A 17,097-nucleotide genomic window follows, 5' to 3' on the forward strand; every position below is an offset into this window, starting at 1 on the left:
TTAACGTTAAAAAGATAAGTTTATTGCCGAATCTCTAATAATTAGAATCCTAAATTAAGGTTGATACCATATGAGCGAACCGGAGGCAACTGGCCACCTTCTGTCCAGTAAAGTTCAGCTTCTGAAATATCGATACCGCCACCTGCTGCACTATAAATCAACCACGGGTTACGTACAATTAAACCAACTCTGGCCGATTTAAATACTTTTCCGTTAAACAATGATTTAGGAACATTATAATTTAAAGAGACCTCTCTCAATTTTACGTAAGTCTGGTCATAAATCCAGGCTTCGTTAAATCCAAACATTTTGTCTTCGTAGAACGATTGCGTTTCTACACGAACGGTATTTGGCTTACCGTCAGCTGTTACACCCGGTAATAAAATACCACCACCGTCAGCTACAGCATCACGTTTTGGTTTACCTAATTCGTTCAAACCTGCTGTTTCTGCTGCCAGACCTGCATAGGCGTTAAACATACGGGTAGTAGAGAAGAATTTGCCGCCTACGATAAAGTCGATATTAGCACGCAATGATAAATTTTTATAAGTAAATACGTTCAGGAATCCACCTTTGAATTTAGGAAGGACAGAACCTAGTGGTTTAGTATCTTTCACTAAATAATGGCCGTCCGGACCAACTACTTTCTCACCTTTATCATTAGTTACATAACCTTTCCCTTCCAAAAGGCCCCATTGTTCACCTACACGGGCATTTACTGTTAAAGTTCTCCAGGTTGGGCCACCTAACTGGTAGTTATTTAAGCCAGCAGCCAACTCAACAATTTTAGAAGTACTACGATCAAAATTGATGTCCATATCCCAAGTGAAACCAGAAGCAGTTTTCACAGGAGTAGCTCCAATATGTAACTCAAAACCTTGTGTCTGGATCAAACCTGCATTGATAAGTGTAGAAGAATAACCACTGGCAGAAGGAACTGATAAATCAATAATCTGATTTTTGTTATCGTTTTTATAAGCTGTAAACTCTAAGCTCACACGGTTGTTGAAGAATTTTAAATCGATACCACCTTCATAAGCGGATGAAAGACCTGGTTTCAAATCAGCATTTGGTAGTCTTGATTGAGGATATAATGTAGGATTAGAAACATAAGGGTTTCCCACATTATAAACCTGATAAATGTTATAAGGGCCTACGTCAGTACCAACTTGTGCATAACTACCTCTGATTTTCGCAAATGATAATACGCTGTTTTTAGGTATCCATTCAGAAACCACGATACTTCCACCAATTGATGGGTAGATATATGAGTTATGAGCTACCGGAAGCGTTGATGACCAGTCGTTACGAATGGTACCTTCGAGGAAGTAGGTATTATCGTAGCCTAAGCTTAAGCTACCATACAAACTGTTTACTTGTCTTTCAAACAGGTTATTAGAAACAGCCGGACGGTCTTTTGAAGCGGCTATATTATAGAAACCAGGCGTAGTAAGACCACCCACAGTTGCCTGAGAAACTACAGTAGTTTTGGCATATCTGATGTTACCACCGGCGTTAGCTACAACCGAAATTTTACCGAAAGATTTATCTAATGCTAATAAAGCTTCGTGGTTGTTTTCATAACCTGTAGTTGCATAGTTGGCATAGGCTCCTAATCCACCAGCATTTAATGTACCGTTGGCAATTCTACCTTCTCCATAGTAGTTTCTCCAGTCTTTACGAGAAGTAACTGAAGCAGTTAAGAAATCGAAAATTTTATAACTTAAACCGAAGCTACCATAAATACGGTCGTTATTATTCAGGTTAGTATTGGCATACATCTGTGTGTATGGGCTATCCCAGTACTTTGGTTTTGCATCAGTAGGACCACCTATATTCCAACTTCTGAAAGTACCGTCAGGGTTTTGATAATTTCTTAAATCTTCAATTTTGATTTGGCGTTGGAACCATTGGTTGAATGAACCAACCGTCTGGTTATAACCAACAGCTGCAATTGGAACACCTGTTGGAAGACCAACACCACCTAAAGTACCACCAGAAGAACCATAATTATCGGCAGGAACATTTCTTGCACGGGTTGACGAGTAAGTAATATCCAATGTAGCCGAAAATTTCTTTGTAAAATTAAAGGTGTTTTTAGCACTAATATAATCTTTTATTTGCTTACTATTAGGGATAATACCGTTGTTATCTAAGTGTGTAAATGATACACGGCTTTGAAAATTATCTCCACCTTTAGCAAAAGAAAGGTTAGTATTATGGCTGAAAGGTTTTTCGAAGAAATCTCTAACGTTATTAGGAGCTGCCTCGTAAGGAGTTAGTTGTCCAAACTGTGGGCCTTGTTGCCATGAGAAAGCCGAACGGTGAGGAGAACCATCTAAGCGAGGTCCCCAGCTTTCGTCAGCCGAATAATCTAATATTTTTTGTCCGTTAAATGAAGACCACGCAGCAGGATGAATAGCAGGGTTAAATTGGAATGTATCCCACTCTTGCGAGTATCCGCCACCGTATTCGTTTTGATATTTTGGCAAAAGACCTACTCTATCCATTGTTGTACTATGGTTGATAGTAAAGGTAGTTTCACCAGCTTTAGCACGTTTGGTAGTAATAACGATTACACCACCTGAAGCACGGTTACCATACAGGGCAGTTGCTGAAGGTCCTTTCAATACGGTAAGGTTTTCTACGTCATCCATGTTTACGTCTGAAATATTACCAACTGGAGTACCATCTACTACATACAATGGGTCACCACCATTCAATGAGTTTACCCCACGGATACGGATATTTGGTGAACCAAATTTTGCACCTGATTGGCCTAATACCTGAACCCCTGCAATCTTACCTGCCAAAGCATTACCTACGTTCGCATCACGCGAAACTGTGAGTTTTTCTGAGTTAATACTTTGTGCAGTGTAAGTCAATGATTTTTTCTCGCGAGAGATACCCAAAGCCGTTACTACCACTTCATTCAATTGAGCGGCGTCGCTTTTCAATGTTACGTTAATCACCGACATATTGCCTACAGCAATTGTTTGTGTTTCAAAGCCAATAAAGCTAAACAAGAGAGAAGAGCCTTTGGTAGCTGCGATTTTGTAATTACCATCCGCGTCGGTTTGTGTACCTCTGTTTGTGCCCTGTAGCACAACACTTACACCAGGAAGAGCAGATCCGTCATCAGCGGTAACCTTTCCGGTTACATTTACATCTTGGGCAAAAGCGCAGCTTGCCCAGGCCAGCATAATGCAGGCGAGTAGAAGTTTCCTCATACAGTTCGTTAGTTTGTTTTAATTAATTTTAAGTACTTTTTTTATTGTACTTTAGTGCTAAGTTAGAGTGTTTTTTTGAGAAAATGGAAACTTTTTAAAAAAAATTAAATATATGTTGCGATGAACATAGAAATTCCAGCGACTGACCTCATACAATTTTCGACAAAAGTTGAAGAAATCAGCGTAAACACACTTTTTGTTTAGATAGTTGATGTAAATTGGGTTATTTGAGATAGACTATAATTTTGAAAATGGTATTATTTAAACAAAAAAAGGTCTCTTCGGAGACCTTTTTTTGTTTATTTATTTGGGATAAAATGATTAATCAACGTCCCAGAATATCCTCGTACTAAACACATCTATAGTGCCTTGTGCTTTTACATTAGCACCATTCGATCCATTTTCTGTATTAGGATAGAACAAACGTAGTGGACGCTTCGTCTCACCAACGATCTGGATACTTTGCGGAGTAACCGGAAGATTAGTTCTTCTGTATTCTGTCCATGCTTCAAAACCACTGAAGTTATTCAGGGCAATCCATTTCTGGATAGCAATAGCTGTTAATTTATCCGGAGATGCCTCCCAGTCGTAGTTAACAACACCGCTTCCTTTGAAAGCATCAGCGTTAGCAGCACCTGCACCTAATACACGGAATGATTGTTTGATACCCTCTTCGAAATACTGTTGGGCAGTATTAGGTAGAGCTACATCGGCATATCTTTGCTTTGCCTCAGCCAGCATAAACTGAACTTCAGCGGCAGTCATGATAATATAAGGGCGATTATATTCACCTTTTACCAATAAACTTGGTCCTAGTGGTACAGTGTTAGCAGGTAAATAGCCTGAGCTTACACCAAATGGAGTTCCTCTATAGTTAGTAACAACCTCTTTCAGGATACTTGTGCCTGGCACATTACCATTTTCGCCACTGTTAGCATAGGCAATTCTTTTCAAACGAAGTGTATCACCAGATGCTTTCAGATTATTCACTAAAAACTCGGTGATACGAGGATAGTTATTCAAGGCTCTTTTAGCACCGTTTGCATCATAACCCCAACGGTCATAAATAGGATTCAATTTACCAGCAGTTGCTAAATAAAAGAAAGAACCACCGATACCTACCTCTTCACCTGTAATAAAACCTGAACCTTCGCTTAGAATTTTAGCAATTTCGCCTTTGATATAAGCTTCTTTTCCGGCAACTCTTGACTGACGAATCAAGATTCTCATTTTCAATGAATTAGCAAACTGAGTCCATTTAGTAAGGTTACCTCTGAATACGATATCCGAACCAGAGAATGCACTTGCAAAAGGATTAGCTTTTATATCAGCAATAGCTTCATCTAATAATTTAATCAGATTATCATAAATAGCTTTCTGATCATCAAATTTCGGAGCTAATGAAGATGTTCCTTTCAACGCATCTGAGAAAGGTACATTGCCATACATATCAACTAAGTGTTGGTATGTCATTGCTTTCATTACTTTAGCCGGGCCTTTGAAATATTTCTGGTTGTTGGCATCGGCATTCTGAATCACATATTCGTAATCAGACAAATTATCATAGATACCATCCCAATAATTGAAATCACCATCGGTAAAGTTATAAGCAAACTGAGTAGTACTGATAATATACCCGTTTCCTTGTGACCATTGGCCAGACCAGTACGAGCCGAGCTCATTATAACCAAGCATGTTGGTTGATGTTACGTTTACCGCATTGGTAAATACAAAGCTTGGCGATGCAGTAGGTAGGGAGTTAGGGTTAGTGTTGATGTCGAAATATGATTCTTTACAGCTACTACCAACCAAAACAACCAAAGCTGATATAAATAATGATTTTAATTTCATGTTTAGTCAATTGTATTGTTGATTAAAATGTAAGGTTAAGGTTCACACCATACTGACGTACCGGAGGTGTTTGGTTCGTGTTGTTGATACCTAAACCGTTTCCTGTTGTAAAGCTATACTCAGGGTCAGTATAGAAGTTCATTTTGTCTACGATAGTAATCAGGTTACGACCGTAAAGAGCAATGCTTGCACCTGAGAAAATCTTTGTTTTAGAAAGGATGCTTTGCGGAACGCTGTACGAAAGATTAATATCACGTAATTTGATAAACCATGCTTTATTAACAAAGTTTTCAGAGATATTACGATAGTTATCAACCCATAGTGCGTACTCAGGCTCACGAACTTTAACAGTTGTATTTGGAACCACTTTACCATCAGCATCCAAGTAAGCAGAGTTCGGGAAGATGTGGTCTGTTCTGTTTTCAGTCCATGCACCAGAGCCGGTAAAGGTCATTTGTCTTCCTATGTCACTATACATATAGTTACCACCACGATATTCGAAGTTAAACGTGAAAGCAAAGGCACCATAGCTCATTCTTGAACCTAAACCAACAATATGGCGAGGTAATGTACCTCCTCTTGGTGTAAGCGTTGTCTGACGTAACGGATATCCAGTTGTTGCACTAACTAAACGATAGCCTGAGCCATCTGGTGCATATTGGTATCCATCAGTTTTCAACATCGGGAAGCGTGAACCTTTGATAACGTTTGTGTTAGCATAAGAATAACCACTTACTAAGAACTCGTTGATACCAGGATAAAGCTCAAGTACTTTGTTGTCATTATATGAATATCTAACGCTCGCATCCCATGAAAACTTGCTTCCTCTTGAAATTAAGTATTTAAACTCACCTTCATATCCGAAGTTTTTAGTTTCACCAACGTTTATCAGGAGGCTAGGGAAACCAGTTGAATTAGGAACTTTAACTGTAATTACCTGTCCTTTTGAATTTTGTGTATAAGCCGATACATCGATGTTCACTCTGTTATCAAATAACTGGAATTCACCACCTACTTCAGCTGATGTTACAGTTTCAGGTTTCAGGTTTGCATCTGGTAATCTGTTACCTACTGTTAAACCTACTGTATTACCATAAGGGAAGTTCGCACCGTTCGGGTAGGTTAAATCTAAACCATATACATCAATGTTGTCGTTTGCGTTTTTATTGTAGTTTACGCGTAATTTAGCATAATTTAACACATTGCTTTTCAAAGATGGGAACGCATCTGTTGGGATAAACGACAAGGCAACACCATAGTAAGGATATGACCAAAGGTTGTTCGGACGAGTTGGTTTGTAGAACAAAGAAGTCTGGTCATAACGGAAAGTACCGTTCAGAATCAACCAGTTTTTGTAGTTAGAGGTTAAGTCAGCATAGTAACCTACACGACGTTGAAGCGTGTTACCTTCGCCACCACCTAACTCGCCCTGACGGTTTGAAACGTTGTATACATCAGGTACAACAATTGAGCTCGAACTTACGGTTACTTCTTTTACATAACGTTGGTATAAGCTATGACCTAAGATTAATTTATTAGCAAACGGACCAAAATCTTTCTCAAATAATAACTGGAACTCGTTATTCAATACATTTTCAGTCTTGGTAAAATCGTTAACCCCACCTAAGATGTCGGTAATAGCACGGTAAACACCGGTACCGTCTCCCTCACGGAAGAAAGGTTCTGCAATAAATGCTTTTGTTTTAGCGTAATCAGAATACAGGAATTTACCTGTTGTATTCTTCTGAGTACGAGAGTTATTCATAATACCCAAACGGTTGCTAACAGTAGCCCAAGGCGTGATTTTATAAGTTGCATTGAGGTTACCACTGATGTTTGCATCTTTATACACCTGACGGTTGTTGTCAGCATTGAAGTACGGGTTATTATAATAATCGTTGAAGAATGCATTCGGGTTAGCAAACTTATCTGTTTTCCAGTTACGGTATTCATGAACCGGAAGGTTAGCTGGCTGGTTGATTACATCATTATAAAAGTCGGAAGAGGTTCTATCGTATTGTGCTTGTGTATAACTTGCATTGAAACCAACCGAAAGTTTGTTGAATTCTCTGGTAGAAGAGATACGTGCACCTGTTCTTTCACTTTTATCTCTTGGAACAATACCCTGAATCTTTTGATTTTCTAATGACATATAGAATGTACTGTTGTCGTCACCACCGGTGAAGTTAATCTGGTTGTTCATTGAAACGCCAGTATCAAAAGCTTTGTAGCGTGCATTTTTAACGGCTGCATACGGAACAATATTAGTAGTACCATCTTCGGCACTACGACCTAACTGACGCATTGAACCATCGAATGGGTCGCCGAATTGTTGGTTTTCATAAGCACGCCAGTTACCTTTCATACGAACCAATGGGTCGGCACTGTAACCTGCTGAACCAAAAGATGGGTAGTAGTGCGAACCTGAACCGTATTTATCCTGGAAATCTGGTAAAAAGCTGATTTGCTCAAAGTTAGTACTGTTTGAGAAACCCACTTTAATTTTACCTTTTGAACCTCTTTTAGTTGTAATAACCATCGCACCATTAATACCTGCCGAACCATATAAAGTAGCCGCCTGACCACCTTTCAGGATAGAGATATTATCAATATCGTTAGGGTTAATCATTGCTAATACTGTAGAGGTAGTTTGCATACCATCTACAACGATTAAAGCTTCGTTGTTACCTGTTAATGAACGGAAACCACGTAATACGATTTTTACAGATGGGTCAACACTATTATTAACGTTATAAACCGCCAGACCGGTTACTTTTCCTGAAAGGGCTTGTGCCAATTGAGGAGAGCGACCTACTGTTACATCTTCAGTGCTTACTTTAGAATAAGCATAACCTACCTCTCTCAGGTTTTTACGAATACCCTGAGCAGTTACAACCACCTCATTTAATTGAGCTGCATCACTTTTTAAAGTAATGTCAATAGTAGTCGAATTACCGACAGTTGCGGTTTGTGTTTCAAAACCAATAAAACTGAATAAAAGGGACGCTCCTTTTTTCGCAGAAATTTTGTAAATACCATTTGCGTCTGTTTGTACACCTTGATTTGTGCCTTTTACTACGACACTCACACCAGGAAGAACTGAACCGTCGTCGGCAGTAACTTTTCCAGTTACATTGACATTTTGGGCATAAGCATAGCTACCCCATACCAGCATCATGCAGGCAAGTAGAAGTTTCCTCATACAGTTTGTTTAGTTTGTTTTTTAGTTTATTTAGTTTAGTATATGTGTGTTAGGCCACATACTGAAACGTTAAATTAATAACTTTTTTATTTACTGCATAATTTCAGATAAAAAAAAAATAAATTTTTGATTTTTTTTACAAAGAAATGTACAATAGTCCCAGAAAGATAGGACTATTCTTAGAAAGCTACTGTTCCGTCTGGTAAAATGATTTTTGGGAAAATTTTCTTAAAACTGATTTTGGCAGAATATTATTTGGGCATTTGGTTTCTCATAATCTTGGAAAGTAAGCCCGGGAAGAAACGTTTTAAATAAACACCTAATACTTCTTTGCGGCCGATATAGACCTCTTCCTTGTTTTTTGCAATCGCATTCACAATACTTTTAGCACAATCTTCCGGCGATATGCCATTGGCTTGATTCTGATCCATTTTACCATGCTTGCTCCCATCGGCAGAAATTGCATTAACAGAGATATTGGTATGTATATAGCCCGGGCAGATAATAGTGATACCAATGTTTTCTTTCCATACTTCGGCTCTTAATGAATCAAAAAAACCATGAAGTGCGTGTTTGGTGGCACAGTAGCCTGAGCGCATAGGTGTGCCTAATTTTCCGGATACACTACTTGTTACGGCAATATTCCCACTTTTTTGTTTAATCATGATAGGCAATACGGCCTTTGTCAAAGCCACCACACCAAAGAAATTAATATCCATAATTTTATGGTATACTTCCATATCGCTTTCTAACACCGAGCTCCTCTGTGAAATACCTGCATTATTAAATAGCACATCTATCTTACTAAAGTGCTTGATTACTTCTTTTACTTTAGCCGGAAATTCCTCTTGCTTTTCTACATCAATGGGCAATACTAATACATCAGCGTCAGGCAGATTGGTGTTTTTCTTTACCCTTTGTAGCTCATCTTCTCTTCTGGCAGAAATAACCAGTTTGGCACCCTCTTTAGCAAATTCATAAACGGTGGCTTCGCCAATACCTGAAGAAGCACCTGTAATCCAGACAACCTTATTTAAAAATCTTTTCATCGGTTTGTTAATTCTTTCAAGCGACTAAACTTCTATTCAATCTTTATTGTTTACTTAAACTGGGGTTTTATGATGATAATTCCATAGATTTTGGTAAAAACCCCGAATATTTCAGAACTTTGCAAAATAGTTGAAGAAAATATGGAAAAACAAGATATACGAAAGCTTTCTGTCGACCAGCTGAAAACCTGGCTTTCAGAAAATGGTGAGCAGGGTTTTCGGGCAAAACAGATTTCGGAATGGTTGTGGAAGAAGTCGGCAAGGAGTTTTGATGAAATGACCAATCTGTCCTTAAAAACACGAGAGCTGTTAAAAGAAAAATTTGAAATCAGGCCTGTTTCGGTGCTGAGAAAGCAGGTATCGAACGATAAAACCATTAAATCGGGTTTCCGATTGTTTGATGGTAATCTGGTAGAGGGAGTACTGATTCCGGCAGATGACCGGATGACTGCGTGTGTATCTTCGCAAGTGGGTTGCTCACTTACCTGCAAGTTCTGTGCTACAGGTTATATGCCTCGTAAAAGAAATCTGGATGCTGCCGAGATTTACGACCAGGTTGTACTAATCAAACAACAGGCCGAACAACATTATCAGGCTCCGTTGACCAATATAGTATATATGGGCATGGGTGAACCCTTGCTCAACTATGCCAGTATGATAGAGTCTATCGACCGCATTACCTCTCCTGATGGATTAGGCTGGTCTCCTAAGCGTATTACGGTTAGTACAGCAGGTATTGCCAAAATGATTCAGAAATTGGGTGATGATGGCGTGAAGTTTAATCTGGCCTTATCACTTCATGCGGCTAATGATGTGAAGCGTAATGAGATTATGCCTATCAATGAAACCAATTCATTGAAGAACCTGGCAACAGCTTTGAATTACTTCTATAAAAAGACAGGCAATCGTATTACATTTGAATATATCGTTTTCAACGATTTCAATGATTCATTACAGGATGCTAAAGAATTATGGGAGTTTACGAAGAAAGTACCCGCCAAAGTAAATATCATAGAATATAACCCGATTGCGGAAGCAGACTTTGTGAATACCTCAGAAGATAAGTTGAGCAAATTTGCCAAATTCTTAGAGGATAAAGGAGTTATCGTGAATGTGCGGAGAAGTAGAGGGAAAGACATTGATGCCGCCTGTGGGCAATTGGCCATTAAAGAGCCAAATGCTGCGGCTTAAAGAGAAGGAGAAAGGATAATGCATGAAAGGAATTTTATTCTCATTTCCTCCGTGTTGCTTTTTCCATTCTCCTTTCTCCCTTCATTCAAAAGCGTTGTGTGGATTAATTGTTTTATTTGATAGTAGTGTTCAGCCAGACATTTATGGCCAGAATCAGCATTAAATGAGCTAGCACTGTTAGTTGAGTAAATAATTCTTTTTTGGGTTCACGATGAATTAAATTTGTAAAAACTCCGCCTGATAATATAATTGCCCAGATAGCAATGCCAAACAAACGAAGCTCAGGGAAAAGGATTGATACAGCTCCGATAATCTCAATCACACCAATCACCTGCATTATCTTCATTGAGTATCCCCAAGTGGCAAATTTTCTTATTTTAGCGGGTTCTGCCATCATTTTAGCGTAACCAAAGTATAAAGTAGGCCCTACAAAAAGCGCTACTAAAATCCATAGAAGAGTTGTTAATAGTTCCATAATTAAGGTCGTTTATTGTTTCCTTAACAAAGGTACTACCCCCTATTGACAACCCTATGTCAGCAATGTTTCAGTTTTTTTTTTCAAAATTTTTTAGAAATAGTTTTTAACCTAATTACAGCCACCAATCTGTGCTGTAAATACTACGCCATTGCCACCTGCCATGAAACCTGGTTGTAAAACAATCGCACTCTTAGCATCAAAAGTTGTATTAGAGGTGGGTATTACTTTACTGGTAGAGGTAAGGACACTGCCATCCTGAACGGTCAAGAGACCATTATTAAAAGTCTGTGAAAGATTCTGATTACTCAAACAAATCTGATTCCCTTCATATGCTCCTAAATCTATTTTCAGATTAGCTAATCGGTCATTGAAGCCTAAATCTTTTGTTAAGCCTGCAAGTGTAGCCAAGGCATTATCACCGATGTTCCTGCAAGGAGAGCTTTCTTTTAAGGTAAATGCATTCGTATTAAATTGCGGGTCTACGGCTAATACATTCGTTCCGGTAAATTGATTGTTCTGAATAGTTGTATTAGCAATAGCTAAGCCGCTGATAAAACCTATTGTTTCGATCTGCGGATTAAACAGAGAAGGATTATCCCAGATAATAGAATTATAGATTTTAAATTCAGATTTTAGTTTTTTGCCAAATGTGGCATAATAAAGCCCTCCTGACCCATATAGATCTGACATATTTTTACTGATAGTACAGTTAATCAGATGCGTTGAATGAAAAAGTGTATCGGTATAAGAGGCAGAAGAACAATGAGAGACTGCTCCCCCTTGTGCTGATTTGTTATCTACAAACAAAGTTCCATAAACTCTTAATCTTGATGGGGCTGAGCGAACAGTTATATGGGCAATACCACCTCCAGCATACCATGATTCATTATTTCGGATAATACAGTTTCTTACAATAAGTTCAGTAGTATCCTGCCCTCCAGCTACCAGAATACCGCCGCCTGACGGTGCTTCATAGTTAATATCCGAAACAATTCCTTTTGTGTTGCCATCCTGAATAATTAAGCCGTCGATAAGTGCTTTATTTCCTTTAATGGTGAAAATATGGTAGGTGTTATCTTCACTGGTATTTTGGTTACCAATATTCCCGGTTATTATAGTCGGATTTGTCGCCCAGTTTCGGCTTTCCAAGGTTGATTCATTACCTGCGAAACCACCATATACTTTTAACTGGTCTTTCAATTCAAAAGAGACAGTTCGGTCATTGGTTTGCGAAGGTCTATAAGTCCCGCTTGCTATCCAGATAGTTTTACTATAAATACATCCTGTTTCCTGTAAATAAAATAGATCAGTAAAGGCATCTGTCCATGATGAGCCATCATTTTTACCGTTAGCATTTTTATTGACATATATCTGAGGGAGTTCGTCTACATATTGTGTGGAGCTTGCACATTCATAAGCACCCATATCAAGTGTTTTTTTAATACGGTTGTTTCCCAGAATATCTATCAGAGGTAGGACTGTATAATTATTGATTAAATAAGGGCTATTGCCACGGTCTACACTCCTGCCACAGGGATTAGGCGTATAATCATGAATCGTTGGATTTGTAAACTGTGGATTAATGCTGATGAGACTCCGGTTTTCATCAGCATTAATCCCTTGTATATTTGAATAAAAAGCTTCGGCTTTTGCACCTACCCCCTCGTTTTCGATACTTTGTGAAGCAGGTGCTATATTCTCCCAGATTATACTATTGAAAATAGAGTCGCGCGCTAAAGCACTAACATTCGTTGAATAATTGAAAATGCCTCCCCCTTTTACGCTGGCAGTGTTTTTGGCTATCGTGCAATTAATCATTTTGACAGATGCACTACCATTGCCTGCCAGGTTACTTATAGCGCCACCCCTTGGTGCTCCATTACCATAGATAGCAGTATTGATCAAGGTTATTTGTGTTGGATAATAAAGACTAAAAGTACAAATACCCCCACCCAGAGTTGCGGTGAAATTTCTGGTAATAATACAATTTGCGATAATGGCAGAGCTTGGTTGTCCATTAAAGCCATTAGTTACTAGTATACCACCACCTCTATTGCCAGCTCCTTCCTGAATAGTAAATCCATCTAATAAGGGGGCGGTACTGGCATTGTAGAAATAGACTACATTATAGCTATTATCTAAAGAATCGCTGGGGTTACCGATATTACCGCTTAAAATAGTTTTGTTGATAGCCCAGTTACGATGCTCTAATGCTATTTCATTGCCTGCAAATCCTCCGTATATTTTTACGCCATTGGGTATGGCAAAACTTATATTTCTATCGCTAGCACTTGGTTTATAAACGCCTTTTGCTACCCAGATAATGTCTCCATTCTGCGCAACTCCTAAAGCGCTTTGTAAATTAGTAAAAGCAGCAGCCCAGTTAACACCTGTATTAGGTCCGGTAGCGTCTATCTTAACAAAAAACTGTCTGGCTATAACGGCTTTTTCAATAAAAAAATGAGAAAGTAAGAAAATAAGTATAAATATCTTTTTCATAAAATTTCAGTGTATAAAGGCTGTTAATTCTGGCAGTTAATAAGGTTAATGGAAAGTAGAGCTGATTTGCGAGGACAGTTATTATTAGTAACTGTTACTGTATATGTTCCTGCGGCATTAATAGTATGTATAGCTACTGTAGCTCCGGCAATGGCGTCTCCATCTTTATACCATTGATAAGTATTCTGCGCACCAGTGGCATTAGTAGGCACCTGTAATTGATAGCTTTGTCCAATGCAATATGACCCAGTACTGTTTGTATTGATGCTGAAATTTGTATCGCTACTATGCGTATTCATACATTCAACGGCTTTTTGTAGGTTTAGTCTTCCATATCCCAGATTCAATTTATGCGTAGGGTTTTGTACTGAAATATCATCTGCCGTGTTTTTGATGAGGGCTTCGATAGTAGTTGCACTCATTTCTGGTTTTATCGAGAGTAAAAAGCCGATGGCTCCTGTTACCAATGGGCTTGCCATTGAAGTACCTGTCAGAAAAGCATATCCGTTAACAGGTATAGTGCTGTATATGTCCTCGCCAGGAGCAGAAATATCAACATACTCGCCAAAACAAGAAGTGAGACTTTTAACATCCTGAATGTTGGTAGATGCTACTGCAATAACTCCATCGAACGCAGCGGGGTAACGGAGTTGATTAGTGTTAGTATTACCTGCAGAAGCTACCAGTATTATACCCGCTTGTCGGGCCAATTGAATAATTGTGTTTTCGGTCTCACTGTAACTAGTCGAACTCCAAGACATGTTAATAACTCTTACATAGCCTAGTTCTATGGCTTTCACAACAGCCTCATAGTCGGCGGGTAGCGCACCAAGATTTGTCGCCGCATTTAGTCCGATAACCTTAACCCGATTAAAACCTACACCTGTTGCCCCGATTCCGTTGTTACTAACTGCACCGATAATGCCAGAAACATGAGTACCATGCGCTATACTTGTCCTTGGGGGTCTTACATCAAAGTCATTATTTGCTACATCTTCACAAAAAATCATATTTGAGAATAAATCGGGGTGATCAACCTGCATAAATGCATCAATGACTGCTACGGGGATAATGGCTTTAGATGGCACAGTATTAAATACCTGAAGTGCTTTAATAGTATTCAGATGCCAATCCTTATCCAGAGCAGGTTGAGTAGCTGTTTCTATAAATTGTGTGGTTGCAATAGGTATTCTCTCTGCATATTCAACCAAGGGATTTTTGTTCAGTTCCGCTACGAACTTTTCTACCATAGTAGAATCACTTATCTGAATGCGATAAACTTGTTGAAGCTTGTCAGACTTTGAGAAATAGAAAGGCCTTATTGCCTGTGTATACTGATATTTCTGCATCATGTTTTGCAGTGCAGTTAGTTCCTGGCTGACATTGACGATGGCAGATGAAGCATTGGGCAAAAACTTAACTTCACCAGGTTTTAGCTTTACATAGATTTCAGTTCCTGAATAAGTTTTTCCCTGATTGATAGTCTGTGATGCAGCCGTATGACTTATCAAAAAAACAATTAATCCGAGCAGTTTTATGAAAGAGGATAGAGCGTTTGGCTGCATGTAAAATGGATAATTTAATTTTATAAATGATTCAACTCAGTTTCTATGGCTTGTGCCTGATAGTGGAAATAGACAATGAGTGCTACAAGTAATGGAATGAAAATGGCTAAAGCCCAGAACCAGAACTGTGGCTTGCTGAAAAATTGATATTTTTTGCTGAAAGGCTTTATCATGTTGCAAAGCTTACTTTATAGGAAGAAAAGACCAAAGAAAGGGGTTGGACAAAAATGGGACATCTTCAGAAGTCCCTAAAAAGAGGGCAGATTCTAACGGAAAATATACTTACTATGGATGGATTTAACTATTTTTGTTAGTCCAAACACTTTCCTTACTATGAAAAGCTTTTTTTGTCAGATACTCCTCTTATACATGATTTTCGGTCGACTATCGGCTCAGGGAAAATTTGAGTTAAAGGCATTTGAAAGCTTCAACTTTAAAGAAAGATATGCGTATGCATTGAAAGTTTTTGTAGCTATACAGCATGATACCGTAGCTGTAAAAAAATATCTACAGGGGGCACTACCTATTGCCCGACAGAAAAAAGACCATGCTACCGAGGTACTTTTACAGATACAGCATTTCAGCTATTTATACTACATAGCTAATCATCAATCAACCAGACTTGTCAGAGAGGCTATTACTGAGGCTATTCAAACAGCTGAAGAATATGATTTGCCCATTCAGTTGAATATTGCACGTATACACTATGGCGGGTTTTTGTATAAAAGAGAGAATAGTTACGATAAGGCTTATGAGGTTTTCCTGCGGGCTTATGAAGGGCTGGAAGAAGTAGGTTTTGAAAAAATGCAATATTATCCCGGAGCAACTTTAAGTGGTATTCTTTATTACCCTGGATTGAATTTTTATCAACTCGATGATTATGCCAATGCGATTAAGTTTTTACAGACGGCTTATCAATATCCCGACTACAAGGACCAGTTTACTACCTGGCAAGTGATGAATACATTGGGGCTTTGTTATCTGAAAAGCAATCAGCCCGAACAGGCTATCAAATACTTCCGTAAAGGGCATGAGTATGCCAAAAGTATTAATTCGGAGATATGGCAAGGGATAAGTTATGGGAATATAGGTAATACGCTTATCAAAAGTAATAAATATACCGAAGCTTTGCCTTATGTAAAAACTGACTATGAAACCGCCAAAAAAAGAGGAGAAAAGGAGTCGATGTTTAATGCTTTGAGCAATTTAATGCTCATCTATTATAATAAGAAACAATATAAAGAGTCTGAAGATGCGCTAAAAGAGGCAGAAGAGATGTATCGGGATATTAAAGAATTGAGATATAATCAGGAGTATTTTAATGAATTTAAACTGATAAATATTTATCGGATAAAGGCGGGCTTGTACGAAACAGAGGGAAATGCTATTGAGGCATTAGCATATAACAAAAAGTATATTAAACTAAAGGACAGTCTGGATAAAAGAAACGATGCCAGAAAATACAAGCTGGTTCAACAACGCCTGGAAGCCGAAAAATATGTGGCTAAGGTAAATAAGCTGGAAGAAGAGAAGAAAACAGAAATATGGAAACGTAATAGTGCTATTTTTATCCTTGTATTAGGTTTGGGTTTCGGGCTATTTAAATACAGGGATGTAAAGGCGAAACAAAAACAGGCTGAATCCCAACTGGATGTGTTTACAAAAAATTTCAAAGCCAAGAGCGAATTAGCCGATAGTCTGCAAAAAGAAATCAACGAAATGATTTCGCAAGGGCAGCAGGTAGAGACCTTGGAACAACTCAAGAAAAAGACGATATTGACAGAAGACGATTGGAGCGAATTTAAAATTCTTTTCGATAAGGTATACCCAGATTTTATTAATAATCTCTACAAACAGAATCCTGACATTACCCATGCGGAAGTGCGTTTATTAGCTTTGTCTCAACTCAATCTCCGCGACCACGAAATGGCTAATATGCTAGGTGTTTCTACTGATGCTATCCGTAAAGCAAGGTATCGTTTCAGAAAGAAAACTACTATGTAAACCGCTGAAAATTAAATTAGTATAAGTC

At 38.5% G+C, this 17,097-nt stretch carries 10 protein-coding genes; 2 read left to right on the forward strand and 8 right to left on the reverse strand.

What is annotated here, in order from left to right; translation table 11 throughout:
* Positions 1 to 41 precede the first annotated feature (41 nt).
* From D0T08_RS14765 to D0T08_RS14780, 4 genes are all read right to left on the reverse strand, one after another.
* Positions 42 to 3,230, reverse strand: a complete 3,189-nt coding sequence (locus D0T08_RS14765; protein ID WP_116983439.1) for a SusC/RagA family TonB-linked outer membrane protein — start codon at positions 3,228 to 3,230, stop codon at positions 42 to 44.
* Between the two features lie 321 nt (positions 3,231 to 3,551).
* Positions 3,552 to 5,081, reverse strand: coding sequence for a SusD/RagB family nutrient-binding outer membrane lipoprotein (locus tag D0T08_RS14770; RefSeq protein ID WP_116983440.1), 1,530 nt, complete (start codon positions 5,079 to 5,081; stop codon positions 3,552 to 3,554).
* 22 nt (positions 5,082 to 5,103) lie between these two features.
* Entirely contained in the window at positions 5,104 to 8,283 is a 3,180-nt protein-coding gene (locus tag D0T08_RS14775; RefSeq protein WP_116983441.1) for a SusC/RagA family TonB-linked outer membrane protein, read from the reverse strand.
* A gap of 251 nt (positions 8,284 to 8,534) precedes the next feature.
* Complete coding sequence (locus D0T08_RS14780) at positions 8,535 to 9,332, reverse strand: SDR family oxidoreductase (protein WP_116983442.1); 798 nt, start codon at positions 9,330 to 9,332, stop codon at positions 8,535 to 8,537.
* A gap of 141 nt (positions 9,333 to 9,473) precedes the next feature.
* On the opposite strand from D0T08_RS14780, the gene rlmN reads away from it, so the two are divergent.
* Positions 9,474 to 10,523, forward strand: coding sequence for a 23S rRNA (adenine(2503)-C(2))-methyltransferase RlmN (rlmN, locus tag D0T08_RS14785; protein WP_116983443.1), 1,050 nt, complete (start codon positions 9,474 to 9,476; stop codon positions 10,521 to 10,523).
* A 112-nt stretch (positions 10,524 to 10,635) separates the two neighbouring features.
* Here the strand turns inward: rlmN and D0T08_RS14790 are convergent, their stop codons facing one another.
* The 4 genes from D0T08_RS14790 to D0T08_RS27445 all read right to left on the reverse strand — a co-directional run bounded on the left by D0T08_RS14790 (position 10,636) and on the right by D0T08_RS27445 (position 15,238).
* Entirely contained in the window at positions 10,636 to 10,998 is a 363-nt protein-coding gene (locus D0T08_RS14790; RefSeq protein ID WP_116983444.1) for a DoxX family protein, read from the reverse strand.
* Between the two features lie 111 nt (positions 10,999 to 11,109).
* Entirely contained in the window at positions 11,110 to 13,500 is a 2,391-nt protein-coding gene (locus D0T08_RS14795; protein WP_116983445.1) for a 3-coathanger stack domain-containing protein, read from the reverse strand.
* Positions 13,501 to 13,523: 23 nt separating this feature from the next.
* Positions 13,524 to 15,065 carry a S8 family serine peptidase gene (locus D0T08_RS14800; RefSeq protein WP_116983446.1) on the reverse strand — a complete coding sequence of 514 codons (1,542 nt, stop codon included), beginning with the start codon at positions 15,063 to 15,065 and terminating at the stop codon, positions 13,524 to 13,526.
* Between the two features lie 20 nt (positions 15,066 to 15,085).
* The gene (locus tag D0T08_RS27445; protein WP_147322780.1) at positions 15,086 to 15,238 is read right to left on the reverse strand and encodes a protein BatD; all 153 of its coding nucleotides are present in this window, start codon (positions 15,236 to 15,238) and stop codon (positions 15,086 to 15,088) included.
* Between the two features lie 160 nt (positions 15,239 to 15,398).
* Here D0T08_RS27445 and D0T08_RS14805 point away from each other — a divergent pair, with 160 nt between their 5' ends.
* Positions 15,399 to 17,069 (forward strand): hypothetical protein, encoded by a 1,671-nt coding sequence (locus tag D0T08_RS14805; protein WP_158561272.1) that lies wholly within the window; start codon positions 15,399 to 15,401, stop codon positions 17,067 to 17,069.
* Positions 17,070 to 17,097 lie beyond the last annotated feature (28 nt).

The organism is Emticicia sp. C21 (genome assembly GCF_003418935.1).
Taxonomy (GTDB): Bacteria; Bacteroidota; Bacteroidia; order Cytophagales; family Spirosomataceae; genus Emticicia.

Coding starts and splice junctions, on each gene's coding strand:
- D0T08_RS14765 (WP_116983439.1), bottom strand. CDS start 3,230: ATGAGGAAACTTCTACTCGCCTGCATTATGCTGGCCTGGGCAAGCTGC.
- D0T08_RS14770 (WP_116983440.1), bottom strand. CDS start 5,081: ATGAAATTAAAATCATTATTTATATCAGCTTTGGTTGTTTTGGTTGGT.
- D0T08_RS14775 (WP_116983441.1), bottom strand. CDS start 8,283: ATGAGGAAACTTCTACTTGCCTGCATGATGCTGGTATGGGGTAGCTAT.
- D0T08_RS14780 (WP_116983442.1), bottom strand. CDS start 9,332: ATGAAAAGATTTTTAAATAAGGTTGTCTGGATTACAGGTGCTTCTTCA.
- rlmN (WP_116983443.1), top strand. CDS start 9,474: ATGGAAAAACAAGATATACGAAAGCTTTCTGTCGACCAGCTGAAAACC.
- D0T08_RS14790 (WP_116983444.1), bottom strand. CDS start 10,998: ATGGAACTATTAACAACTCTTCTATGGATTTTAGTAGCGCTTTTTGTA.
- D0T08_RS14795 (WP_116983445.1), bottom strand. CDS start 13,500: ATGAAAAAGATATTTATACTTATTTTCTTACTTTCTCATTTTTTTATT.
- D0T08_RS14800 (WP_116983446.1), bottom strand. CDS start 15,065: ATGCAGCCAAACGCTCTATCCTCTTTCATAAAACTGCTCGGATTAATT.
- D0T08_RS27445 (WP_147322780.1), bottom strand. CDS start 15,238: ATGATAAAGCCTTTCAGCAAAAAATATCAATTTTTCAGCAAGCCACAG.
- D0T08_RS14805 (WP_158561272.1), top strand. CDS start 15,399: ATGAAAAGCTTTTTTTGTCAGATACTCCTCTTATACATGATTTTCGGT.